This is a genomic window from Bacillus sp. FSL W8-0848 (assembly GCF_038007805.1).
Lineage (GTDB): Bacteria > Bacillota > Bacilli > Bacillales > Bacillaceae > Bacillus > Bacillus glycinifermentans.
In genome coordinates this window covers 1,446,877-1,471,681 of sequence record NZ_JBBOYB010000001.1, presented here as the reverse complement: position 1 = coordinate 1,471,681, position 24,805 = coordinate 1,446,877, and the positions used below count along the sequence as shown (strand labels likewise).

Here is a 24,805-nt window from a genome sequence, read left to right as displayed (position 1 = left end):
ATTTATTTTAGTTTATTCAGCTTATCTCCGAAAATTTCTCCGAGCTGGAAGCCTGAAGACTCTTCCTTCGCCTGGTATTGGCGGTAGTCTTCCTGCTCTGTCTTATCGTTTTCTTCGAGCTCTTTCATGCTTAAAGAAATCCGCTCTTCTGCTTCATTGACGTCAAGAACTTTGACTTTCACGTCTTGACCCTCTTCAAGCACTTCGTGAGGCGTTCCGATGTGTTTATTTGAAATTTGGGAAATATGAACGAGTCCTTCAACGCCAGGAAGCACTTCTACGAATGCCCCGAAGCTTACCAAGCGCTGAACTTTTCCGTCAAGAATGTCTCCCGGCTTCACTTTTTCACCGATATTGGCCCATGGTCCGGGAAGCGTTTCTTTAATGGACAGCGAAATCCGTTCGTTGTCGCGGTCGACGGAGAGCACTTTCACTTTTACTTCCTGTCCTTCTTCAACGACGTCTGACGGCTTTTCAACATGGGAATGTGAAAGCTGGGAAATATGAACAAGTCCGTCAATGCCGCCGATGTCAACGAAAGCACCGAAGTCTGTCAGGCGCTGAACCTTTCCTTCAAGAACCTGCCCTGCTTCAAGCGTTTGCAGGAATTCCTGTTTCTTTTCTGACTGTTCTTTTTCAACAACCGCACGGTGTGACAAAATCACGCGGTTTTTATCTCTGTCAAGCTCAACGACGATCAGCGAAAGGGTCTTTCCTTTATAATCCGTAAAGTCTTCCACAAAATGCGCTTCGACAAGTGATGCAGGAATAAACCCGCGCACGCCTATATCAACGACAAGACCGCCTTTGACGACGTCTTTTACTTCGGCTTCAAAAACTTCTTTTGACTCAAACTTTTTCTCTAGGTCTTCCCAAGCGCGGTCTGCATCAACAGCACGTTTAGATAAAATCAAAGCGTCGTCTTCCACTTTTGTTACCTTTAATTCAAGCTCATCGTCTACCTTGACGACATCTGATGCTTTTTCAACATGAAGACTTGATAATTCACTGATTGGAATAATGCCGGTTTGTTTGCAGTTGGGAATGTCAACGTCAACATGCTTGTCCTCAACTTTTGTCACAATTCCCTTCACCACATCTCCAACCTCTGGTACTTGAACATCAATTTGATTCATTTCCTCTGTCATTTCAATAACCTCCTTGGTCCAAACCTGCACAGCTTTTGTAAAACGGTTATACCGAACTGAATGTCACATCAATCCGGACAGCCGAATATGTATTAAAGAACCATTCAAAAATGGATATTTTGAATGTTCTATAAAATGATTTATTATTACTAACTTCTAATAAAAGCATGTGTTTGTCAAGTCAAAACATGCGGACAAAAAATAATTTGCCCGATTTTTTTATTTTTGAGCCTTTTTGTCTACAATTTGCAGGATTTTCCCGGCCACTTCATCGATGGACAATGAAGTCGTGTCGATTTCGAGCGCGTCATCCGCTTTTTTCAGCGGGGAAATCTCCCGCTCGGAATCAAGTTTATCGCGCCGCCGGATCTCCTCTGCAAGCGTTTCATAATTCACATTGTACCCCTTTTTGACGTTTTCTTCAAAGCGGCGTTTTGCCCGTTCTTCGACTGATGCCAGCAGGAAAATTTTCACCTCTGCATCAGGGAGGACGTGGGTTCCGATATCACGGCCGTCCATGACGACTCCGCCTTTTTCGGCAAGCTGCTGCTGCCTTTTCGTCATCTCTTCGCGGATTCCTCTGTGCTTGGCGACAATGGAAACCTGGTTGCTGACTTCGTCCATCCGGATCGCTTCAGTTACATCCTCGCCCGCAATATATACCTTCTGCGCCCCATCTTCGGAAACCGTAAGATCGATTGCCGATTTTTGGAGCAGCTCTGTCAAGGCTGCCTCATCATTCAGATCCACGCCTTTTTGCAGCGCCAAATACGTAATGGCCCGGTACATGGCGCCGGTGTCGATGTAAACATAAGACTTTTTGCGGGCCACGATTTTTGCCACGGTGCTTTTTCCGGCTGCGGCTGGACCGTCGATTGCGATACATAATTTCTTTTCCATAATTCCTCTCCTTGCTCTCTGGTACTCCTTATAGGATTGTATCATGTTCTAAGCGAAAAAGGGGAGATTTTCATACGATTTACGGCTTAAATGTCTCGATCCATTCGCCGATATTCGTTTTATTTACGCCTTCATACTGCACAACCTTCGACAAATACGGTTCAGCCTGTGAAAAATGAAAAAGAAGCTGTACGGATAATAGAACAACGCCTTGAACGATGAGCAGTTTTAATAATAAACGCTCAAATGTTTTCATAGAATTCCTCCATCGAATATCGCAGGGCCGTTAACGGGCCTCCATACCTTCAGTATGGAAATGTTCAGGGCTAATTATTCCGAATGCCAAAAAGGAAAAGGCACCTGACCGCCTTTTCCTTTCGTTTTTACAAACTTTTATATATCGGTTCTACATTTTTCATCTTTTCGATTTTTTCTTCAGTGCCGTCATTCGCATTGAGGAACATGCGGAATGTGTCGTTTTCGATCGTCCCGAGAAATTCGTAGCACAGGACTTCCTGGGAAGCTTCATTTGTAATCAGGGCAAGGCGCGTTTCCTGAACCTTTACATTCGAATTCAGCTTCGCTTTCGCTTTTTCCGGCGTTAATTTCGGTTTCGGAAGATTCCTTTTTCTGTGGGCAGTCAGAAAATCCTTCGCGGAAAAACCGACGATTTCCCCGTCGTCGAGTGCGACCTTCATGCGGATGCTGTCAGGATAGAGCCACACGCCGTTTTGAACGGGAACGAATGAAAAAACGCCGACACCGTCGTATTGCGAGCTTTCATCCATTTTGAGATCGCGTGTCTCATAGCCGTTCTTTTTCAAAAATTGAAGCGCGCGGTTTGATGCATCGTTCAAACTGATTTTTTGATCTTTGATTTTTTTGTTTTGAATCAGGTAAACAGGATATCCGCCTTTTGCGGTGATGTCCATATAAATATCGGATTTTTGGTCGGGATCCTGCATGCTGACCGTGTAGACGTCCTTGTTCGTCCTCTTGCCGCTTTTCGCTACTTTAATGTTATAGTTTTTATCCGGTGCAAACTTTTGCGCAATCTTTTTCGCCTCGGCTTGGGTTATTTTATTCCCTTTTAAATGGTTGTACCCTTGTTCTTCTTTTTTCACGTTTGTCATCGTTGCCGGGCCAAAATCGGATTCTGAGAACCCGTTTGCGGTTTTTTCCACCGTTTTGAAGCCGTCAATAATCGTGTTGTCGCTTTGTTTTTGGCCTGATGCAAGCGCAAGCTCAACGTCCATCCACCTCAAATTATTGCCCATGATCTTATGCTGGACACTGCGCAGTTCGTCCTGGATATCTTTCGATTTTTCATAAAGCTTGTTTAAAGATGCGTATTCTTTTTTATTCAGCGGCTCTTTATCAAGGTCGCGTACCGCTGTTTTATAGCTGAAATCCCCTACGCTCGCCAAAAAATCTTCCGTTTTGTTAAACGGCATTAATGTAAGGGGAAGCTGGCTGACGTTGTTGTGCGCTTCAGACGTCGTTCTCCAGACTTCCGCCAATGCAGGGGAAAGGGTTTTTTTGCTGTTCATGGCAAGCGTGCTGCCGATTTGATCGTGGAGCTTGTCCACCTGATACGTTAAATCGTGGAATGCCCGCTGATAATTGTTTTCGGCATGTAACAGAACAGCGTCTTTCTCCTGGTGTTCTTTATAGCCCCAGTAGCTCGTTCCGACGATGGCGACTCCTAAAATGGCGATTAAAATTCCTCTGATCATTTATAACACCTCGCTTTTATTCACAGAAAATGTGTTTGCCTATCCGTTTAATTTGCGGTCTTCCCCATATCCACGGACTTGTGGCCGTGTCAGGGTTGAAATAGTATAAGGCATTTTCTGAAGGGTCCCATCCATTGATGGCATCCAACACGGCTTTTTTCGCGGTTTTATCCGGCGTCATATAGATCTGTCCGTCGGCTACGGAAGTGAAGGCAAGCGGCTCGAAAATAACGCCCGCAACCGAATCCGGGAAAATCGGACTGTTGATCCTGTTTAAAATAACAGCCGCAACCGCAACCTGGCCGTCGTACGGCTCACCGCGGGCCTCGCCGTAAACCGCCTTTGCCAACAGGTTGATGTCATTGCTTGAAAAACCCCCCGGCATATTGGCCGCAGCGGCATCGTATTTTTTCGGAGCCGCCTGTTTTTTCTGCTGCTTTGGCGCTGCCTGCTTCGGCGCCGGTGCCGCCTGCTTCTGCTGCTGTTTTTGCGCCGCATACTGCTTCGGCGCCGCCTGCTGGCGCTGTCTGGCCTCCGCTCTTTTTCTCGCCTGCTGCTGCACCTCTTTCGAAGGCTTCGTCTGGTATTTCAGCGGAATGCTACCGTAATGCGTAAACTTATTCCCTTTTCTAATCTGTTCATGCACATAAGCGCTGTAGTATTTTGTCGTATTGACTAAATGTTGTTTTGTTTTCGGTCCGACAAGACCGTCTGTTTCCTTTAATCCAAACCGGTCCTGAAAATTCCGGACAGCCCAGTAAGTCGCCCATCCGTACACACCGTCGATTTTGCCATTATAATAGCCGTTATATTGAAGCCTTGCCTGAAGTTCGATCACATCATCCCCTGTCGCCCCCCGCTGTATAACCTGTTCAGTAAAGGCGGAGCTTTTTTGACTGAATGGAAGTGAAAGACTTACTGCCATCATCGTACAAAAAATGACATTCAAACAAAAAGAACCTTTCGACTTCATGTTTAAGCCTCCTCCAGCATTTTTGTATCCATATCTTTTGTAGAGAGGCAGATTTTATACACGCTTTCCTTTCTGTTTCAGCACCATTAAAATCTGGTGATACTGTTTGTTTTGCAAAATAAAAAAGCCGCCTCTATCAGGCGGCTTAGAGATCGAGCGGACGCTCTCCGACATTGACGGAACGTGCTTTTTTTGCTTTTCTGAGGCCGAACCACCAGAGAAACGCCATAAAGGGAAGCATAAAATAAATCCAATTTCTGAGGGCCAGCAGGATGTAGTCATAGAGACCGTGAAGCGCGGCAGGTATAAAAAGCGACAGACAAAGCCACTCGGCCTGCTTCTTCCTTTTTGAAAAACGGGCTTTGCCGATATAAAAGCCCATAATAACGCCGAATAAGGCATGGCTTGATACAGGAAGCAGCGCTCGCATGAACGCGTGTTCGACGCCGTTTCCGATTAAGTACAGAATGTTTTCCAATGTGGCAAACCCGAGCGAAAGGCTTGTCCCGTACATGATTCCATCATAATGTTCATCAAAATTGGCATGCTGGTAGACGCTGAACATGAGCAAAAACCATTTTAAAAATTCTTCCAAAAATCCGGAAGATAAAAATGAAATAACAAAATTGCTCTCAGAAATGTTTTCTTTTTCCAAAACATACTGGATAAACATCGTCGGAAAGACGAGCAAAACCCCTACTATAAAAAGGCGTACGACCATATGAATAGGCTCTGTTTCGTACTTTTCCTTTAAGTAGAAATACATCAGCAATGCGATTCCGGGAGCGACGCCTGCGGAGATAATTCCGAACATGAGAAACCTCTTTCCTTTTCTTCTCATTCTATCCTACCATGATTCACAATGTTTTGAAATCGATAAGGATTCAGCGGCTAATAACAAAACCTGTCTTTAATGCCGCTGTCATAGCTGGCCAAAAGAACCGCCAATTTTATTCTCGCTTTTTTGCTATCGTAATCTTTTCCGAGAATGACGCCTTTTTTCACCAGATCATAGCTGCTGCCGACATAGTCGTATGTCGTATAGACTTCTCCTTCCTCCGCGCTCGTCGTGATCACGATATGAATGCCCTTGTTTAAAGCAGCCTCTATATCAGCCACCATTTCCGGGGTGACCTGTCCCCTTCCGACGCCTTCAAGGACGATTCCGGCAGCACCTTCTTGAGCGGCAGCGCGTATGAATTTCCCGTCCGCGTCAAGATAGCTTTTCACGATGTCGACGACAGGGAGAGGTTTTTTTAGACGATGGACGTCCCGCCTTAGCGGTTTCTGATAGACGTACACTTTGTCATTGTCAATGATCCCAAAGTATCCGAATCCGAATACGTCGAAGCCTTGAAGGTTTGACGCATGAACCTTTTTGACATAGCGCGCATTGAAAATCCGTTCATTGAAAACGACAATCGTTCCGGCTCCTTTTATATCCTGACTGCATGCCGTATAAACAGCATGCCTGATATTCGTATATGCGTCGCTGCCCTGCTCTTCCGGCGGGCGCTGCGAGCCGGTGACGACGACCGGACGGTCATCGCTGATCGTTAAATCGAGAAAGTAGGCGGTTTCTTCAAGCGAGTCCGTTCCGTGCGTGACGACGGCTCCGTCATACGTTTCGTCTTCGAAAGCCTTTTCTATCGTGCTTTTCAGCTTCAGCAGGTCGTGAAATGTAATGTGCATGCTCGGAAGCTGCAATGCCGGATATACGTCAACTTGTACATCTTCCGGAAGCTTGCAGATCCGGGCCAGCTCCGTCCCGCTTATGGCGCCTGCCGCAAGCCTCCCGCTTTCGGTTTTCCGGCTTGCGATCGTTCCGCCTGTCGTAATAAGAGCGACTTTATGTTTCATCTTCGGATGCCCCTTTGCGTCAAAATCTGTGCTGCTGCAAAAAAAGAGAGAGCACATCTAAATATAGAATATGCTCTCTTCCTTTTTATATCCGTTTGGCGATTTCTGCGGCGATCAGACCGCCGTGGAAGCGCCCGTTTTCGATAAAAATTTCGTTTGCATTGTTTCCGGCAGCGATGACGCCGGCGATGAAAATGCCTTTTTCATTCGTTTCCATCGTTTCTTCGTTGAAAAACGGACGGCCTGATTCCGCATCAATCTGAATCCCCATTTTCTTTAGAAAACTGTGATCCGGATGATAGCCCGTCATCGCAAACACAAAATCGTTTTTAATGGTGATTTCTTCTTTTGAATCAATGGTAAAAGTCAGCTGATCCTCTGTAATTTCCTTGACGGCCGCGCGAAACTCCATCCGTATTTTCCCGTGATTGACAAGGGATACGAATTCGGGAAGAATCCACGGCTTTATGCTTGAGGAGTATTCCGTTCCCCTGTATAAAACGGTCACGCGCGCACCGGCTTTGACCAGCTCCATTGCCGCGTCAACGCTTGAATTTTTTCCGCCGATGACTGCAACGTCTTTATCAAAATAAGGATGAGCTTCTTTAAAATAATGAAAAACCTTAGGCAGATCTTCACCCGGCACGTTCATATAGTTCGGGTTATCGTAGTATCCCGTCGCCACGATGCAAAACGAGGCCAAATACGCATCCTTCGACGTCTCGACTAAAAACCGGTTATCTTCCGTTTTTGTTACGGAATGAACTTTTTCGAAAGCATTGACTCTTATATTTTTCCGTTTGGCAACTTCCCTGTAATAGGACAGGGCCTGATTTCTGACCGGTTTGCGGTTTTCGGTAATAAATGCAACATCTCCGATCTCCAGCTTTTCGCTGGAGCTGAAAAAGGTTTGATGCGTAGGATAACGGTAAATGCTGTCCACAATATTTCCCTTTTCAATAACGAGGGGCTCTATTCCGATTTGCTGCATCGCGATGGCCGCTGAAAGCCCGCAGGGGCCCCCGCCGATAATGATCACTTTTTCTTCTTTCATGTTCCGTTCAACTCCTGTCATGTCCGGCAAATCAAAAAAATCTCCTATTTTATGATAGGAGATTTTTTGCGTTGTTGCAAATGGTTGGGCTTAGATCCAGCCTCTGAATCGGGATGCCTCCGCCATTTTGCGGACGCCCACCATGTAGGCGGCAAGCCTCATGTCGATTCTGCGGTTTTGCGCCATTTCGTAAATGTTGTTAAACGATTTGACCATCATTTTTTCCAGTCTTTCTTCGACTTCTTCCTCAGTCCAGTAGAAGCCCTGATTGTTCTGTACCCATTCGAAGTAGGATACCGTTACACCGCCGGCGCTTGCCAGCACATCCGGAACGAGGAGAATACCGCGGTCAGAAAGAATTTGCGTCGCTTCAAGAGTCGTCGGGCCGTTGGCGGCTTCCACGACGATTTTCGCTTTTATGTTATGCGCGTTTTCTTCTGTAATCTGGTTTTCGATCGCGGCCGGCACCAAAATGTCACAATCAAGTTCAAGCAGCTCCTGATTTGTAATCGTGTCATTGAAGAGCTTTGTGACGGTTCCGAAGCTGTCGCGGCGGTCCAACAAATAATCGATGTCAAGACCCTCAGGGTCATATAAGCCGCCGTATGCATCAGAAATGCCGACAACTTTTGCACCTGCGTCATGCATGAATTTCGCAAGATAGCTTCCCGCATTTCCGAACCCCTGCACAACGACAGAAGCCCCTTTAATATCGATGTTTTTCTTTTTCGCCGCTTCTTTAATACAAATCGTAACCCCTTTTGCTGTCGCAGATTCTCTGCCGTGAGAACCACCTAAAACGAGCGGTTTTCCGGTAATGAAACCCGGAGAATTGAATTCGTCGATTCTTGAATATTCGTCCATCATCCATGCCATAATTTGAGAATTGGTAAATACATCGGGAGCCGGCACGTCTTTTGTCGGTCCGACAATTTGGCTGATCGCCCTGACGTAGCCTCTGCTTAAACGTTCAAGTTCAGGAAAGGACATATCCCGCGGATCACAGATGATCCCGCCCTTTCCGCCTCCATATGGAAGGTCAATGATCCCGCATTTCAGACTCATCCAAATAGAAAGCGCTTTAACTTCTTTTTCAGTGACTCCCGGATGAAAGCGGATGCCTCCTTTTGTCGGTCCTACTGCATCATTGTGCTGCGCACGGTACCCCGTAAAAATTTTCACTGATCCATCATCCATGCGAACCGGAATTTTAACCGTTAAAAAACGAATCGGTTCTTTTAATAATTCATACACTTCTTCTGGATACCCCAATTTTTCAAGCGCCTTATGTATCACCGTTTGCGTTGATTTTAAAACATCGTGTGCATTTTCCTCAGTATGACCGGTGTTTTGATCGGCTACCATGATAAGTTAACCTCCTAAAGTCTTTCTGGCATGTTGTCCTTTCAGAGAATAGTATACACCCTTGCACTAATCATGCAAAGGACAAACAGCCCGTTTTCATAAAAAATATTCGAGAAAAATCATTTTTGTACATTCTTATTTTCGACAAAAAAAACTGCTGTTTAACACAGCAGCACATCTTTTGACATCCAATTATTTAAAGTACGTCTGAATGGTCTGAACGGCGTTGTTGTCCATGATTTTCTTCCCGTACTCCTGAAGTCTGTAGATCGTTAAGGTCGTCGGATTACCGTACTCGGCCAAAATCGAGATCACGCCGTCAACGGAATGGGAATCGAAATCATCGAGGCTCAAAAAATACCGGCCTTCATAATGATAGACCGTCCCGCCCTGGATTCCGATCCTGTCGAGATTTTTGGACAGCTCAATCAGATGTTCAAACGTTTGAAATTCATATATAATGTCAACACTTTCGCCAAGCTTGACCTGCATTTCTATATAATCCTCATCATACTCATTATCGTCTTCATCCGCTTCCTGGTTTTTCGTGACAATGATGACCATTCCTTGTGCTTGAAGAGAATACACTTCAACAGCAATTGGGCCATTTGCTTCAAACCCGAGCTCTGTATTCGCTTCGTTCATCATGTCTTTAAACAGCTGCTGAACTTTAAATGAGTCTTTCCAAAGGTCTTCTTTAGTCAGCCCCCGGTCTGTCAGATCGTCAAGTGTCAGAAAGATTTTAATCTTATTATAATTTAGACGCTCAAGCCGCATAACGTTCCCTCCTGCCTCTTCTTGCACACATCATTTATCTTATTATATGGAGATGATGAGTTATAGGTTCTTAATTTTGATACCAGTTTACACCGTGTTTCAGCGGAAGACAAGCACTATGCCGTCTTTTCGGAAAAAAAGCCGATCAGGCGCCTATCCGCAACCGTCTGTCTGCACTGGAGCCAGTTTGATAAGATGTGTTTCCGGCCTAGCTCCGAGCCTCAAAGGAAGCCTTGTCGTTCCATAGCCGTTGCTGATCAGATAGCGGGTCCTATGAATCGTTCCCGTCCCGCCTTCTTTATATAGTCCGAATCGGCCGATGCGAATCTGGCCTCCGTGCGTATGGCCGCTGAGTATGATGTCAATCCGGTCCTCCTCATGTATTTGATGGTGTATTCCAGGATTGTGTGACACTAAAAGAGTCGGAGCGCCGGGATGAATATTCCGCACCGCCTCCGGCAAGTCGGCAAATCCGATCCTGAGGTCATCCACGCCGCAAACATTCACGATCTGCCCGCGGTGGTTGAAAACAGCCGATTCATTGCGCAAAGCGGTCACACCGTATGTTTTGAACAGGCGAACAAGCCTTGCCTGATTGATCTCGTAATCGTTGTTTCCCCACACAAAAAACGTTTTTCCCAAACTTGTCAGCCTTTTGATATTTTCTTCAATCCTCGCGAACGGAACGCCCCGCTCTGCCAGATCTCCTCCAATCACGACGAGATGAACGCCGTGCTCCTTCACCTTTTGAATGATTTCCCTGCTGACCGTGCGTCTGTGGATGTCAGAAATAAAAAAGACGTTAAGCGGATCTTTTCCGCGCAAGCGCCCGAGCGAAAAACCTGCGTGCATTACACGGTCTTCTTTGGCGATGGCTGACATTTTCCAGATCAAAGCGGATAAGCAGACGAAAACAACGGAAATGAAACTGACGAAAAAGATCATATGAATACCCCATTCTTGTTTTCTTTCTTATATAAGACGCCTGATAAAAAAAGACGTTTCTCTTCACAAAAGAAAACGTCAGCCCTTTTTTATTTGCTTTCAAAATACAAATTGATATCATAGTGCTGTTTCATCACTTTAAAGACCGTTTCCCTCGATTTCCATTCCTCGGGCTGGGGCCATAAATCGGTGCTTTTCTGAATAATCTCACACCTCAGTTTATGAAAATCCCCTTCCGCTTTCTCTTCCTTCTTTTTAAAATAATGTGCCGTACTGTATGCGAAAGCGGCAGCCAATATCCAAAACAGGTAAATGGAATCGTTCAGCAATTCGGCAAGGATGCCGTTTCGGCCAAGCCCTTTTCCAACTGCGAACAGGCAGAACGATACGGCGCAAACCGCGGCTGCCACGAGCCACTTAAGCGATTGCTTTCGATAGTTTTCATACTTTTCTTTTCTTTTGATTAAGCCGCGGAGCATTTGCTTTGTAGGTTCATCGGTAAAACGGTCCAGCTGATCAAGCGCGCTTCCCACATTCCTCACACCTTGTCCGATTTGTTTGTACAATATATATGAACGGGTCGGCGCATTCATGCAGGGGGCCTTAATAAAAAGGAATTTTCAGCACCTGTCCCGCATACACGTTATTGCCGGACAACTGATTATAACTGCGGATTTTTTCCTCGCCCGACCGGTCTTTATAATATTTCATGGAGATTCTGTAAAGGGTCTCCTTTTCTCCAACGGTATGCTGAATCACCTTTTTCGGTTCGGGCGCCTTTTGAACCGGCGCTTTTACGACATTTTTCTTTTCTATTGCGGTCTTCTCCCCGGCTTTTTTCTCTGCTGCAGCAGGTTTATGAACTTTTTTTTCTACTTTTGACGGCTTGTCCTCAGTTTTTTTCTCGTCTTTTGGCCGCTCTTCAGCCGCTTCTTTTTTTGGCTGGTCATCAGCTTTTCCCTCTGTTTGATCAGCCTTTTCCTCCTGAAGAGCGGCGGCTTGATCTGTTGAGTCCGCCAGTTGATCAGCCGCCTGGTCATCTAGAAAGCTTGTATCTTTCGATTTTTCATAAAATACATCGTCATATTGGTCAGGATTCGTATCGCTTTGATTCATCATGTACATGAACACCAGGAAGACGATGATTGGAATGAATAAAAATATGACTGCAAGCGAGGTAAATAAAGGATTCCTTTGTTTATTCTTTTTTTTCCCGTTTTTCTTTTTTTCACGATAAGACTGTCTGGAGGGGAGCTCTTCTTCGGGGAATTGCGGCTCTTCTTGCGCTTTTAGGGCAAGTTCAGCCTGAGCCTTTTCCCGCTCCATCTTCTTTCTCTCTATCCTCGACATCTCCGCCATGTAATCTCCTCCTTACGTGTTGAAAACGAATCTGAAACGCACTTGCAGCATCGATCAGGAAATGCGCCGTGACAGGGACGAATAAATTATCCGTCTTTAAAAAACTGATCCCGAGCAAAAAGCTGATCAGAACAACCATGACAAAGAGCAGCCATTTTCGCAAATAACGAAAATGCAAAAGCGCAAAAATGATGCTTGCCGCCCAAATGCCGAGATGAGTCTGGACGATCCCTCTGAACAATATTTCTTCAGTGAACGCGATGAAAAGGGTGAGCACGACAATATGAAAGTATGAACGGCTTCGAAAAAGCTTTTGATTTATCCCTTCATCGTCATACATATGCTCGGGAACCCATTTCATCACTGCAAGGTCAACGGCAATGACGAAAACAGCAAGCGGCACGCCGAAAGTGAGAATTCTGATGTCGCGTACGTTCCACAGCGAGAAAAAATCATTGATATCATCGAACAAAAAGACGCCCGTCAAGACCGCCGTACAAAGCATCAGAAGCTGGGAAAAATAAAGCTGCCTCAACATTTCCCTGTCTGACAGCCGGCTGATGATTTCTGTCTGCTTTTTCAGCATATCCGATCACGGCTGGCAGCAAATATCGTATCCAATTCCTCTTCCCATGCTGTTAGTTGGTTCATAAATGGATGATCTCCTTTAGTTTCATAATCTTCAAGATTTAATCCGCAGTGCGTGCAGCATGCCGTGTTACCGCTTTTTCCGGCGCTTAAGGTTTCATTAAAATAAGAAAGCAGCCCTTCCCGAAAGCACCCTTTGCTTTCTGTGATCTGCGCGAAGCCTGCCATTTTGTTTAGTTTTTGCTGTCTTCTAAAGTCCATTTCCTGATAAATAAGCTCTCTCGCCTTATTCCCCAAATGGCGAAATTTGAAAAACAAATGGGAGAAATGCCGGGCCTGTGTTTCCGTTAAGCCGGATTGCTCAAGGCTTTCCCTTGCGCCGCGTTCGTCCCGGACATCGGCAAGTTTTTCGTATAAAAAGTCGATTGTCTGTCTGGTGAGAGCTTCTGTCTGAATGAGCTGTTCCTGGATTCCCCTATCTCCCGGAGCCTTCAGCAGGATGCTGACGCTCTGTTTCCCATCCCGGCCCGCGCGCCCGATTTCCTGCATGTATGCTTCGATCGTTTGCGGAAGGTTGACATGGATCACATATCTGACATCAGGCTTATCAACTCCCATGCCAAACGCGTTTGTGCAGCAGACGATGTCAAGCTGATTGCGGATAAACTGCTGCTGAATCAGCATTCTGTCGCCAGCGTCCATTCCGCCGTGGTAAAACTCCGTTCTCATCCTCGTCTCTTCGGCGATCTTTCCGGCCAGTTCTTCGGCCCATTTTCTTGTCGGACAATAGACGAGGCCGGGGCCTTGAAGCTTGCGGACAAGTTCAATCAGCCTTTCGTTTTTTCCGGCGGTATCCTGGACCTCCTCGAGATGAAGGGCGATGTTCGGCCGATCGACCGAATGAATGAGATAGCGGACTTCGTTCAGCCCGAGCATGCGCGAGATGTCCTTTAACGTCTCTTCTGTCGCCGTCGCTGTAAGCGCCAGTGTGACGGGGCTATCAAGCTTTTTTTTGATGTCTCCGAGCTTCGAATAATCAGGCCTGAAATCATGCCCCCACTGCGAGATACAGTGGGCTTCGTCGACGACGAAAAGGCTGATTTTCATCGTTTGCAGCCGCCTTACCATCTGCTCAGACTGGAGAGCTTCCGGCGATATATAAAGAAATTTAAGCCTGTGGAGCTGTTTTAAAATGTATTCTTTTTCCTGATGGGTTAAGGCGCTGTTATAGGCAGCCGCCCTTTTCTCTCCCCGCATTTTCAATTGCTGCACCTGATCTTCCATTAAAGAAAGGAGAGGGGAAACGATCAACACCGTTCCGTCCGTCAATAGCCCGGGAAGCTGGTAGCACAGCGATTTTCCTCCCCCGGTCGGAAGCATCGCAACCGTATCCTGCCCTTCAAGCACGCTTTTCACGATTTCTTCCTGTCCTTTTTTAAAAGAGGTGTAGCCGAAATGGCGGCGGAGAGCCTCATGAAGCTTATCCATGCCGCGTCACCGTTTTCGACAGGGCGAGACGGATTTTAAAATAGCTGTATCTGCCCCCGAGCCCTTCTTTAATTTGCCTGATTTTATTCGTTTGATTGCGTTTTGCATAATCTGCAATGATTCTTTGTTCCTCTTCCGGCACGTATGTTTCAATTGAAAAAGCCGGATCGTGAATCGCGATTTCGACGATGTGATCCTCGATCGTTGCCGTTTTTAATTTTCGGATTTCCGCGATCCGCTCAATCGATTTTCCTTCTTTGATGAGAAACAGCGTTTTCCTTGTCGACTGCGTGAGCCCGTCTTTAAATGGTATGTCTTTGATCAGCGTTTCAAAAAGCGGGCTTTCACCCTTTTGAACGGATTGAATAAAATAGTGCAGAACATCCCAAAACAGAGCATATATGTACCATTCATCCTCACGCATCTTTTCCGCAAGCTGTTTACACGTAAAGCCGATCTTGGCAGCCGATGTCAGGGAATGTACAAAGACGGCGGCCTGCCGGTCGTCATCTAACGCTGACAGCTTTTCCTTCAATTCCGTATGAAAATGCGCTGCCAACTCATCGGCATTCCGGTTTCTTAAGTACCGCCTGACCCAATTTTGAATCTGGTAATCTTTTGTGATCGGCAAATAAAACCGCTCCCGATACCGTCTGTTTGACAGCACTTGAATCAAAAGGGACATCCTTTGCCACATGATATTTGCAGCCGCCTGATAATAGGCGCCGTGAAAATGCCGGGGCCAGGGATGGATGCGGAAGCAGCGTTCCAGTTCCTTTTCTCCTCTTTCAGTGACGGCAAAAGCGCCCGTCTCGTGTTTTTCGGTAATGAAAGATTCCCGCAGCAATTTTTGAAAACTGCCATTCAACCGATCTCGGGAAAGGGACGTACAAAAGCCGAAATACTTTGAGACGGCAAATAAACCGGCGTCCTGAATCGTCTGTGATGACCTTTTCCCTTTTAATAAATGATATACGGCGCTCGGCGACCGTTCTCCCCGCATTGATGTGAGAATGTCCAGCACAACGGCGTCAAAAAAATGAACCGACATAGCATCACCTACATTCTTTTAGGACAACATTCGATATTTTCTTCTTATTATTTTAACAGATTTTGCAGAGAAATCGACGTTTAAAGTCATCTAAAAGGGGCATGTTAGCAGTAGAACCCTTGTGTGATAAGCATTCTCAATATTTTTAAGTTGAAATGTAGGATTAACACCATTACAATAAGGAATGGGAATAGGTTTCATATCGGACCGATAGAGGGTTAAAACCATTTGTTCCAACGAAGAACCATCTGGGAGGTTTTTTATTTATGCCAAAATATACAATTGTAGACAAAGATACGTGTATCGCATGCGGCGCTTGCGGTGCAGCGGCTCCTGATATTTATGACTATGATGATGAAGGAATCGCGTATGTCACGCTCGATGACAACCAAGGCGTCGTAGAAGTGCCTGATGTCCTGGAAGAAGACATGATGGACGCATTTGAAGGCTGTCCTACTGACTCGATTAAAGTTGCGGATGAGCCGTTTGAAGGCGACCCGCTGAAGCACGAATAGAAAAAGCAATATCCGGCGAGAGTGTCTCCGGCCGGATATGTTCATGAAAAAGCCCGGCGAATGCCGGGCTTTTGTTGTATTAATTAATGCTGTCTTGCCACCTGTACATTTTCTTTCAGCCAAGGTCTCAGCTGAAGGAAAATCGGTGTGGACACCAATGTCACGACAAGGCCTTTAATGAGATTAAACGGCAGAATGCCTGCTATAATCGTCGTTTTCAGTGCGCCCCCTGATAATGCTGGAGCATGTAAGAACCAAGTGTATGCAGGGATAAACAGAACATAATTCAAGATGCTCATCAGGGCGGCCATTAAAACCGTACCCAGAACAAGAGCAGCTGCAAACCCTTTGGCAGAGTTCGTTTTTTTCAGCATAAAAGCGGCCGGCAGTATAAACAGCGTTCCGGCGACAAAGTTCGCTGTCTGATCGATCGGTACGCCTGATGCGCTTCCCGCAATGAAGTAGTTCAGCACGTTTTTAATCGCCTCAACGGCAATTCCGGCGCCAGGGCCGTATAATATGACAGCAAGCAATGCCGGGATATCGCTGAAATCGATTTTTAAATACGGATACGCCCCCAAAATCGGAAAGCTCAGCATCATTAATACGAATGCAATACTGCTCAGCATACTGATGGACACTAGACGTCTTACTCTGTTGTGCTTCATTTGTCTCTTTCTCCTTTTCGATCACATCTCACGAAAAGAGGAATGGTTCTAGCCCCCGTCCACAAACAAAAAACCCGCTTTTTGCAAAAGCGGGGCCGTTTACAGACAGGTCAAATAAACGTTTCGAAATATGTATTTCAAAACGCAGGAACCTCCATCTTCTCCCATCCAGACTATACTGTCGGCTTCGGAATCTCACCGAATCCTGCCTCATAAAGGCTCGCGGGCTTAGAGCAAAAAACTCATCACCGCCGGTAGGGAATTTCACCCTGCCCCGAAGATTGATCATATTAAATTTTATTTTCGATATTATTATAGTGTAGTTGTGAAGAAATGTACAGATGAAAGCTCAAGTCTCTTTCATCAGCAGAATGCATTACCCGCACACCGTCTAAAATCCGCACATTCACACTTTTTTCATTTTTAATTTTCGTCTTTTACACTTGAAACTCATTGACACCATTCTCGTAATATGGTAAATTATCAGATATTTATGACGTTTATTTAGGAGGAAATCTTACATGTTTCGAGTATTGGTCTCAGATAAAATGTCAAGCGATGGACTTGCACCATTAATGGAAGCAGATTTTATTGAAATTGTTCAAAAAAATGTCGCGGAAGCGGAAGACGAGCTGCATACTTTTGATGCTCTTCTGGTAAGAAGCGCAACAAAGGTAACGGAAGAGCTGTTTAAAAAGATGACCTCATTGAAAATCGTCGCGAGAGCGGGAGTAGGCGTTGACAACATTGACATTGACGAAGCGACGAAGCACGGCGTAATTGTGGTGAACGCGCCAAACGGAAACACCATCTCAACGGCGGAACATACATTTGCAATGTTCTCTGCACTAATGAGGCATATTCCGCAGGCGAACATCTCCGTCAAATCGCGCGAATGGAACCGTTCAGCTTTTGTCGGGTCAGAGCTTTACGGAAAAACGCTCGGCATCGTCGGAATGGGACGGATCGGAAGCGAAATTGCGAGCCGCGCCAAAGCGTTCGGAATGACGGTCCACGTATATGATCCGTTTCTGACCCAGGAAAGAGCGGACAAACTCGGAGTCAATGCCAACAGCTTTGAAGAGGTGCTCGCCTGCGCGGATATCATCACAGTTCACACACCGCTGACGAAAGAAACGAAAGGCCTCTTAAACAAGGAAACGATCGCAAAAACGAAAAAAGGCGTCCGTCTCGTCAACTGCGCAAGAGGCGGGATCATCGATGAAGCGGCCCTTCTTGAAGCGCTTGAAAGCGGCCATGTCAGAGGGGCGGCGCTTGACGTTTTTGAAGTCGAGCCTCCTGTGGATTCCAAATTGATCGATCACCCGAACGTGATTGCCACTCCGCATCTGGGAGCTTCGACAAAAGAAGCCCAGCTGAATGTAGCGGCGCAAGTATCGGAAGAAGTTCTGCAGTATGCGCAAGGAAACCCTGTAATGTCAGCGATCAACCTTCCGGCCATGACAAAGGACTCTTTCCAAAAGATCCAGCCGTACCATCAATTTGCCAATACGATCGGAAACCTTGTATCCCAATGCATGAATGAGCCTGTGAAAGATGTGGCCATCCATTATGAAGGATCCATTGCAAAGCTAGAAACATCATTTATTACAAAAAGCCTTTTGGCCGGATTCCTGAAACCGCGCGTTGCTGCAACGGTCAATGAGGTCAACGCCGGAACCGTCGCGAAAGAGCGCGGCATCAGCTTCAGCGAAAAGATTTCTTCCAATGAATCCGGTTATGAAAATTGCATTTCAGTGAAAGTAACAGGCGATCGTTCGACGTTTGCTTTAACTGCAACGTACATTCCGCACTTTGGCGGACGCATCGTCGCTTTAAACGGATTTGATATCGATTTCTATCCAAACGGTCACCTTGTCTACATTCATCATCAGGATAAGCCGGGGATGATCGGTCATGTCGGCCGGATTCTCGGCGATCATAACATCAATATTGCGACAATGCAGGTGGGACGGAAAGAAAAAGGCGGCGAAGCGATCATGATGCTTTCATTCGACCGCCATCTTGAAGACGATATTTTAAACGAACTGAAAAACATCGACGATATCGTTTCGGTTAAGGTCATCGACCTGCCGTAGCAGCCGGCGGAGCCCTGAAGCAATCAGGGTTCCGTTTTTTTACGACGAACGGTCCACCCTGATAAGGAGCGGCTGCTGCGGGTAGATGGTCTCCCCTTTCAGTCCGTTCCACTCTTGAATTGCTCCGGCGGTCACGCCCATTTTTTCGGCAATGCGGTAAAGCGTATCACCTTTTTGAACAATATAAGTGCGCTGCTTTTCCCGGCTTTCGTCGAGACGCAACGTCTGACCGGCGTAAATATTCGGGTTTGCAAGGCCGTTCATCTCCATCATTTTCTCGACGGATAACCCGTTTTCCCGGCTGATCTTCCATAGCGTGTCCCCTTTACGAACGGTGATCTCGCTTTTTGTCTCAGCGCTTCCTTTATTTACATGAACCGAACTCGGACGGAACGCCTCCTCGCTGTATACGGTCAGCGGGTTAATCGCGTTTTTCTTATTCTCAGTCCAAGCGCCTTGATGGATTTCAAAGTGAAGATGCGTTCCCGTCGATATTCCGGTATTTCCGATGATTCCGATTTCCTCTCCTTTTTTCACGCGGTCACCTTTTTTCTTTAGCCGTTTGTTCAAATGGGCATAGACGGTTTCATACCCGTTGTCATGTTTGATGAAAATGACTTGGCCGTATGAGTTCGATGCATACGATTTACTTACGGTTCCATCTGCGGCAGCTACCACCATTTCTCCCTCAGGAGCCGCGATGTCGAGTCCCTTGTGTTTGCCGCCCCTTGTGCCGAACTTATCCGTTATTTCCCCTTTAATCGGTTCGGTCCAACTGCTTTTAGTTGCCGATGCAGACGGAACCGCGATGCAAGGCCATGTGATCAGTAATACGCAAAATAGGTATCTGAACGGTTTCAAGTGTTCTGAATCCTCCTCTGATGGTGCCGGCTGTTTTAGCTTTCTTTTACGACAGCTTAGTATAATTCCAAATGACGGTATTTTATACATTTTATTCATCAAAAAAGAGACTCCTCATCAGAGTCTCTTTTTCAGCCTTTTATCGTAATCGGGTTCGGCGCGTACGGAACGGGAATCGATTTTGTCAAATCATAGCTGCCGATCTTATCGGTGTTCGCATTCGTAAATTTTACTTTTGTATAGCCGAAATCTTTTGCCGTCAGGAGCAGGCCTTCCAGCATTAAAATATCATCGGATTGATTTTGAATGTCCGCAGACGGTGAAAAACGAATGATCAGCTCTTTTCCGTTTTCTTCAACAGCCTGAATCGCACGGTCGCCCGATAAAATGGATTTGATATGAGAGCCGCTTTCTCCGTGCTGCATCTGGCTGATCGCTTCATTTATACTTTGATACGATTCGCGTGACGGCACAAGAAACTGCTCACCGTCAGAATCTTCATATAGGAAATAGCCCCTTTTGGTCTTCTGCTCGATTGACAGATCCATAAGAAGTCCGTATGAATCAATAGTAACGCCCGGTTCGCCGTTTGAGACAAACTGAACAGTGTCGCAGGAACCCCATTTAAAGGTTTCATTAATCACTTCTTTCATCAGCTCGAAATCGTCCGTGGAGATTCCGGAAATGTCCTTATTCACTTGCAGGGTGACCGAGTGGCTTTCCGTTTGCTCACTGAATGTCACATGTTGAAAATAAGATGTGTCCAATGGCTCAAACTGATCGGCATCAAGCCGGGCGTATTCGTTGAGCGCGTCTTCAACCGTCTTCATGCCGGCTTTTTTCCTAATGCTGACCGGCACGACGACCGACTTCGAATCATCGGGAAATGCAAAGGTGATATAGTTGTCTTTTTGATCGCTTGGAACGACATATGTATTTGCGGGTTCAGACCGGTCGGCAGCCGTCTTCGTTTCCTTATGCTTAGCTTCCACTTTGCTTTGGCTGCCGGAAGCAATGTCAGGATTTTCACCGTTTTGCTTTGTCTGGTCAACCAATTGAGGAGTTATCAGCATAAGAAGAAAGAGAACGCAAACTGATGCAGCAAATGCCCCGAACCGTTTTTTTGAGGGAGTTTTTTTCGGCTGTGCGTGAAGCAGCTTTTGATAGATTTGATACGGTGAACGATCATCCTTAACCGTTGGAAGTTGGCTTAGTAACATCTTTAGCCGTTCTTCGTTCCATTCTGACTTCTTCATTCCTTTGCTCCTCCTTCAAAAGCTCCATCTGTTTGCGAAGTACCTTCAGACCGCGATGCTGAGTCGTTTTCACCTTGCTTTCAGAAAAATGTAAAGCTTGGGCTGTTTCTGCAATCGAATACCCTTGAATAAACCGAAGCACGATGACAGATCGTTGATCCAATGTACATTTATCAAGCGCTTTAAAGATTTCATTAAGATTTTCATTCTGCATCAAAATGTCCTCAGGCAAGGGTTGCCGGTCTTTTACATCCTGCTTCTCCCAGTCAAACGTCCCCATGATCCGCTGGCGGATCGTCTGCTGTTTTCTGAACCAATCGATGGCGACATGCCTTGCGATTGAAAGAAGCCATGTTTTTTCGCTGCTTCTGCCTTCAAATGTTTCATACGAATGCAGAACGCGGATATAGACTTCCTGGACTAAATCTTCAGCCTGGCTTTTGTCTTTTACCATATAAAATAAAAACTGAAATAAATCTTGGTGATATGTATCATATATTTTCTGAAAGGTTTCTTCCACTTGAAACCCCTCCGTTCAATTTATTGTCGTTTGTCAATCATAAAAAGTTACATTACAACTATTACAACTATATTACGAAAATATGAAAATGGGAAGGGAATTTCCCTAAAGTTAAACTAAAATTTAACTATACCACATTATAAAAGCACCTGCTCTAAATGAACAGGTGCCAACGATTACAACCGCCCTTCAATTAGGCTTTTGTTCTTGCGGACGGCGTTGTTGATCTTGACAGCAAATAAGGTTAATTCTTCCTGAGATTGACTGATTTTCATCGTGCTATGATTTTAAGTTCAATTGCCGGCGAAGCTTTTTCGAGATCTCCTTTCTCTTTTCGTCGGTTACAACATGGAACCATAAGCCATCAATTTTTTTATCTTCACCTTCAATTTCGAATTGTTTAATATCCTTAGCAGCTTCTTTATAAGAGCTTTGATATCGATCATGTTGTCCAGCGTCAAGTTCGTTTTTACGTTTTTTTCTAATGCAGTTAAAATCTCTTAATAGTTTGTTAATCCCTTATGAAGGCAGGGCAATCGGTTCATCATCTTCAATAAGCAGTATTCTGATTTTATCCACAAAAAATCATCATTCCCTGTCTCATGCTTTATATTTATCTAGATATCTCTTATGTATATATTACAGCTCATTACTCAACAATTTAAATTTGTTAGATATTTATTATTTTAGTTTCATGACCGTCTTCACTATGATAAATTCATTAGTGACCCCACCGGCATATGTTTTTGCTTCGTTTATCCGAACAATTCTCCAAGTACTTTCCTATATTCTTTCCGCCGGAAACTGTTGGACATCTACGGTCTCTGCAACAATTCCCCTGCATTCAGTATTGCTAGATTAAATGTTTTTCCGCCCGAGTTAACAAACAGGCATTTATGCTTTTGATGACTAACATGCTGCTTCCTGGTTCTAACTCTCAACCTAGGTTCTATACGTCCATTATGGGGAAGTTACTTTTCCATCAAATTGCATGGTTTGCTTCCGAATGACTGAGCACCTGTTCTGGATGAACAGGTGCTCTCTGTTTCTTATGGAACAATATTCTTCGTCAAATTTGGCCAGCATCTTTCTTTTTTCTTGGAATGTAGAACGTAAATGCCGTGCCTTCGTTCAGCTTGCTGTGGACGGTGATCGAACCGTTATGGGCATCGACAATATTTTTGACGATGGCAAGTCCGAGGCCTGTTCCGCCTTTTCCTCTCGTTCTCGCTTTATCCGCTTTATAAAAACGCTCGAAAATAAACGGCAGATCTTCCTCGGGAATGCCGCTGCCCGAGTCTTTCACGGCGACTTTCAAGCCGCTTTCGACGGATTGGACATCAACGTGGACGTTCCCGTTTGGATTGGTGTGACGGATGGCGTTATCAATTAAATTGGTCAGCACCTGCTCCATTTTATCCGGATCAAACATGAATTTGGCTTCGTGCAAATCCAGGTGATGGGTAAGGCTGATCTCTTTTTCTGCGGCTACGCCGTAAAACTTTCTGAACACCCTTTCGAAAAACTCCCGGAGATCCACGTTTTCAACGTTTAATGAAATATGCCCTGCTTCCATTCTTGCGAGGTCGAGCAGATCGTTGACAAGCCTCCCCATCCTCAGCGATTCGTCATAAATGACCTGGGCAATTTCCTTTTTCTCTTCCTCGGAACTCGCAATATCATCGACGATCGCTTCGCTGTATCCTTGGAGCATTGAGATCGGCGTCCTCAATTCGTGGCTGACGTTGGCGATAAAGTCTTTTCTCAGCTTATCGAGCCGCCTTTCCTCGGTCATGTCCCGCAGAACGGCAACCGCTCCGCGCACATGGGACTGATTGTAGAGCGGGCTCATTAACAGCACCCACGTTCTTCCCTGCAGCGTCATTTCGATCATTTGCTCTTTTTCCGTGCTGACGGTGTTTTGGAACAGCTCCCGCGCTTCAGGAGGAAGTTCATCCCCCTCCTTTACATTCATGTGCTGCTCATAATACCATGCCTGCAAAAACCGTTCGGCAGGAGGGTTTGTAACAAGGATCGTTCCGTCGATGTTGATGGTGATGACCCCGTCAGCCATACTGCTTAAAATATTTGACAATTGTTCTTTTTCCTGATTCAAAGCCGTAATGTGGAATTTAAGCTGACGTCCCATCTGGTTAAAAGCGATGGCCAGTTCCCCGATTTCATCCTGTGTTAAGATCGGGATTTTCGTATCAAATTTTCCTTTTGCCAGGTCCTGAGCGCCTTCCCGCATTTTTCTGAGCGGATAGGTGACCCGGCTTGACAGGAAGAAAGCGAAGAACGTCGTTAACACGATGGCGATCGCAGCGGCAAAGAGAACATATCTTGTCGTATGTTCTGTCGTATCCTTGACCGCGAGAAGCGACTGGGAAAGAAACACCATCCCTTCACCCTTCCCTTTTCCATAAGGCACGCCGACGATCAGCTGGTCGTTCTTCTGGTTTTTCAAGGACAGCCTTTTTTGCACCTTTTCATGATTGGCGAGCGCGCGGCTTAAATCAGGGTCGCCTTTGATCTCCTTCAGCGTAATGGAAGACAGCTTTTTATCCTGATTCGGCGAATACCAATATTCGTTCTCGTTTTTAATGATGGCGATCGCTGTCATCTCGTCAGCAAGCTCCCAGGTGATCGATCTGGCGACTTTCTGATCGTCATGGTTTTCAATAATGACAGCCACTTTGTTGGCGAGCTTCGTCAAATCCGCCTCGGCTTCCTGGACATGATAGTTTTCGATAAATTCAAGCAGAAAAAAGGTTAAAATAATCAGAACTAATGAGACTAAGAGAAGGATGGTAAACCATAGTTTACCAACGACGCTTTTCCAAAACTTCATTCGTTTCCGACCTCAAATTTGTAACCGACACCCCAGACCGTCACGATTTTTTTGGCCGCTTTCGGAGAGACTTTGTTCAGCTTTTCACGTAAACGTTTGACATGAGTATCTACCGTTCTTAAATCCCCGAAAAACTCGTACTGCCAAACTTCCTTCAGCAGCTTTTCCCGATCGTATACTTTGTCAGGCGTTTTCGCCAAAAAGTAGAGAAGCTCGTATTCCTTAGGCGTCAGGCTGACTTCGGTTCCGTCCGCCATGACCCGGTGGGCGTCATGATCAATTGACAGATGGTTAAAAACAAGCACATTTTTTGCCGTCGTATCCGTATTGAGATAAGAGGTTTGCGATGATCTCCTAAGAAGCGCTTTAACCCTCAGCACGACTTCCCGCGGGCTGAACGGTTTCACGATATAGTCATCCGTTCCGACTTCAAAGCCCTGCACCCGGTTGGCTTCTTCCCCTTTCGCCGTCAGCATGATGATCGGCGTTGCTTTTTTATCGCGAATTTGACGGCATACTTCAATGCCGTCCGTACCCGGCATCATCAAATCAAGCAAGATCAAGTCGTAATGCTGGCCAAGAGCTTTATCGATGGCTTCATCTCCGTTCTCGGCTTCTTCAATTTTGTAGTTTTCCCTTTCGAGATACATTTTTAATAGACGTCTGATTCTTGCCTCATCATCTACTACTAATATTTTTGTCTCTTTTGTCTGTTCCATCGGTAAACCTCCCGAAATTGAATCTTCTTACATTCATTTTAGTAGAAAAGCTGCTGTAATCCAAGTGAGATT

24 protein-coding genes, 1 pseudogene and 1 riboswitch are annotated in these 24,805 nt (G+C 45.7%); of the genes and pseudogenes, 2 read left to right on the top strand and 23 right to left on the bottom strand.

The window, feature by feature from the left end:
• Positions 1–2: 2 nt before the first annotated feature.
• The 16 genes from rpsA to NSQ39_RS07590 all read right to left on the bottom strand — a co-directional run bounded on the left by rpsA (position 3) and on the right by NSQ39_RS07590 (position 15,244).
• Positions 3–1,148, bottom strand: coding sequence for a 30S ribosomal protein S1 (gene rpsA / locus NSQ39_RS07665; RefSeq protein ID WP_046129861.1), 1,146 nt, complete (start codon positions 1,146–1,148; stop codon positions 3–5).
• Positions 1,149–1,367: 219 nt separating this feature from the next.
• Positions 1,368–2,048, bottom strand: coding sequence for a (d)CMP kinase (cmk, locus tag NSQ39_RS07660; protein WP_175077310.1), 681 nt, complete (start codon positions 2,046–2,048; stop codon positions 1,368–1,370).
• Between the two features lie 79 nt (positions 2,049–2,127).
• Entirely contained in the window at positions 2,128–2,304 is a 177-nt protein-coding gene (locus NSQ39_RS07655) for a YpfB family protein (RefSeq protein ID WP_096891849.1), read from the bottom strand.
• 127 nt (positions 2,305–2,431) lie between these two features.
• Positions 2,432–3,784 (bottom strand): germination protein YpeB, encoded by a 1,353-nt coding sequence (gene ypeB / locus NSQ39_RS07650; RefSeq protein ID WP_046129859.1) that lies wholly within the window; start codon positions 3,782–3,784, stop codon positions 2,432–2,434.
• 16 nt (positions 3,785–3,800) lie between these two features.
• Complete coding sequence (gene sleB / locus NSQ39_RS07645; RefSeq protein WP_048352915.1) at positions 3,801–4,757, bottom strand: spore cortex-lytic enzyme; 957 nt, start codon at positions 4,755–4,757, stop codon at positions 3,801–3,803.
• Positions 4,758–4,902: 145 nt separating this feature from the next.
• Complete coding sequence (gene prsW / locus NSQ39_RS07640; RefSeq protein ID WP_175077309.1) at positions 4,903–5,571, bottom strand: glutamic-type intramembrane protease PrsW; 669 nt, start codon at positions 5,569–5,571, stop codon at positions 4,903–4,905.
• 77 nt (positions 5,572–5,648) lie between these two features.
• Positions 5,649–6,617: an asparaginase gene (locus NSQ39_RS07635; protein WP_175077308.1), complete on the bottom strand. Its 969-nt coding sequence runs from the start codon at positions 6,615–6,617 to the stop codon at positions 5,649–5,651.
• 85 nt (positions 6,618–6,702) lie between these two features.
• Positions 6,703–7,671, bottom strand: coding sequence for a YpdA family putative bacillithiol disulfide reductase (locus NSQ39_RS07630; RefSeq protein WP_048352952.1), 969 nt, complete (start codon positions 7,669–7,671; stop codon positions 6,703–6,705).
• A gap of 90 nt (positions 7,672–7,761) precedes the next feature.
• Complete coding sequence (gudB, locus tag NSQ39_RS07625) at positions 7,762–9,036, bottom strand: NAD-specific glutamate dehydrogenase (protein WP_046129855.1); 1,275 nt, start codon at positions 9,034–9,036, stop codon at positions 7,762–7,764.
• Between the two features lie 192 nt (positions 9,037–9,228).
• Positions 9,229–9,813, bottom strand: a complete 585-nt coding sequence (locus tag NSQ39_RS07620; RefSeq protein ID WP_046129854.1) for a genetic competence negative regulator — start codon at positions 9,811–9,813, stop codon at positions 9,229–9,231.
• A gap of 153 nt (positions 9,814–9,966) precedes the next feature.
• Positions 9,967–10,758, bottom strand: coding sequence for a metallophosphoesterase (locus tag NSQ39_RS07615; RefSeq protein ID WP_046129853.1), 792 nt, complete (start codon positions 10,756–10,758; stop codon positions 9,967–9,969).
• 89 nt (positions 10,759–10,847) lie between these two features.
• On the bottom strand, positions 10,848–11,237 hold the full coding sequence (locus NSQ39_RS07610) for a YpbF family protein (RefSeq protein WP_046129919.1): 390 nt from the start codon (positions 11,235–11,237) through the stop codon (positions 10,848–10,850).
• A 124-nt stretch (positions 11,238–11,361) separates the two neighbouring features.
• A complete protein-coding gene (locus tag NSQ39_RS07605) occupies positions 11,362–12,117 on the bottom strand; it encodes a LysM peptidoglycan-binding domain-containing protein (RefSeq protein ID WP_046129852.1) in 756 nt (251 codons plus the stop codon).
• Positions 12,059–12,703, bottom strand: coding sequence for a CPBP family intramembrane glutamic endopeptidase (locus NSQ39_RS07600; protein WP_046129851.1), 645 nt, complete (start codon positions 12,701–12,703; stop codon positions 12,059–12,061). The genes NSQ39_RS07605 and NSQ39_RS07600 overlap by 59 nt, the downstream gene beginning before the upstream one ends.
• Positions 12,697–14,193, bottom strand: coding sequence for a RecQ family ATP-dependent DNA helicase (locus tag NSQ39_RS07595; protein WP_046129850.1), 1,497 nt, complete (start codon positions 14,191–14,193; stop codon positions 12,697–12,699). The genes NSQ39_RS07600 and NSQ39_RS07595 overlap by 7 nt, the downstream gene beginning before the upstream one ends.
• The gene (locus NSQ39_RS07590) at positions 14,186–15,244 is read right to left on the bottom strand and encodes a helix-turn-helix domain-containing protein (RefSeq protein ID WP_046129849.1); all 1,059 of its coding nucleotides are present in this window, start codon (positions 15,242–15,244) and stop codon (positions 14,186–14,188) included. The genes NSQ39_RS07595 and NSQ39_RS07590 overlap by 8 nt, the downstream gene beginning before the upstream one ends.
• Before the next feature lie 266 nt (positions 15,245–15,510).
• On the opposite strand from NSQ39_RS07590, the gene NSQ39_RS07585 reads away from it, so the two are divergent.
• A complete protein-coding gene (locus NSQ39_RS07585) occupies positions 15,511–15,759 on the top strand; it encodes a ferredoxin (RefSeq protein ID WP_046129848.1) in 249 nt (82 codons plus the stop codon).
• 83 nt (positions 15,760–15,842) lie between these two features.
• Here NSQ39_RS07585 and NSQ39_RS07580 read toward each other — a convergent pair whose 3' ends face one another.
• Positions 15,843–16,427, bottom strand: coding sequence for an ECF transporter S component (locus NSQ39_RS07580; RefSeq protein ID WP_046129847.1), 585 nt, complete (start codon positions 16,425–16,427; stop codon positions 15,843–15,845).
• Positions 16,428–16,579: 152 nt separating this feature from the next.
• A riboswitch (FMN riboswitch) is annotated at positions 16,580–16,713 on the bottom strand.
• A gap of 235 nt (positions 16,714–16,948) precedes the next feature.
• On the opposite strand from NSQ39_RS07580, the gene serA reads away from it, so the two are divergent.
• On the top strand, positions 16,949–18,526 hold the full coding sequence (gene serA / locus NSQ39_RS07575; RefSeq protein ID WP_046129846.1) for a phosphoglycerate dehydrogenase: 1,578 nt from the start codon (positions 16,949–16,951) through the stop codon (positions 18,524–18,526).
• Between the two features lie 39 nt (positions 18,527–18,565).
• Here the strand turns inward: serA and NSQ39_RS07570 are convergent, their stop codons facing one another.
• The 6 genes and pseudogenes from NSQ39_RS07570 to NSQ39_RS07545 form a co-directional block, all read right to left on the bottom strand.
• On the bottom strand, positions 18,566–19,387 hold the full coding sequence (locus NSQ39_RS07570) for a M23 family metallopeptidase (protein WP_046129845.1): 822 nt from the start codon (positions 19,385–19,387) through the stop codon (positions 18,566–18,568).
• Positions 19,388–19,518: 131 nt separating this feature from the next.
• Positions 19,519–20,643: a hypothetical protein gene (locus NSQ39_RS07565; RefSeq protein WP_046129844.1), complete on the bottom strand. Its 1,125-nt coding sequence runs from the start codon at positions 20,641–20,643 to the stop codon at positions 19,519–19,521.
• On the bottom strand, positions 20,579–21,163 hold the full coding sequence (gene sigX / locus NSQ39_RS07560) for an RNA polymerase sigma factor SigX (protein ID WP_046129843.1): 585 nt from the start codon (positions 21,161–21,163) through the stop codon (positions 20,579–20,581). The genes NSQ39_RS07565 and sigX overlap by 65 nt, the downstream gene beginning before the upstream one ends.
• Positions 21,164–21,442: 279 nt before the next feature.
• A pseudogene (locus NSQ39_RS07555) lies at positions 21,443–21,684 on the bottom strand (LytR family transcriptional regulator); the annotation flags it as partial.
• Between the two features lie 548 nt (positions 21,685–22,232).
• Complete coding sequence (locus NSQ39_RS07550) at positions 22,233–24,014, bottom strand: ATP-binding protein (protein WP_046129842.1); 1,782 nt, start codon at positions 24,012–24,014, stop codon at positions 22,233–22,235.
• On the bottom strand, positions 24,011–24,733 hold the full coding sequence (locus tag NSQ39_RS07545; RefSeq protein ID WP_046129841.1) for a response regulator transcription factor: 723 nt from the start codon (positions 24,731–24,733) through the stop codon (positions 24,011–24,013). The genes NSQ39_RS07550 and NSQ39_RS07545 overlap by 4 nt, the downstream gene beginning before the upstream one ends.
• Between the last annotated feature and the right edge of the window lie 72 nt (positions 24,734–24,805).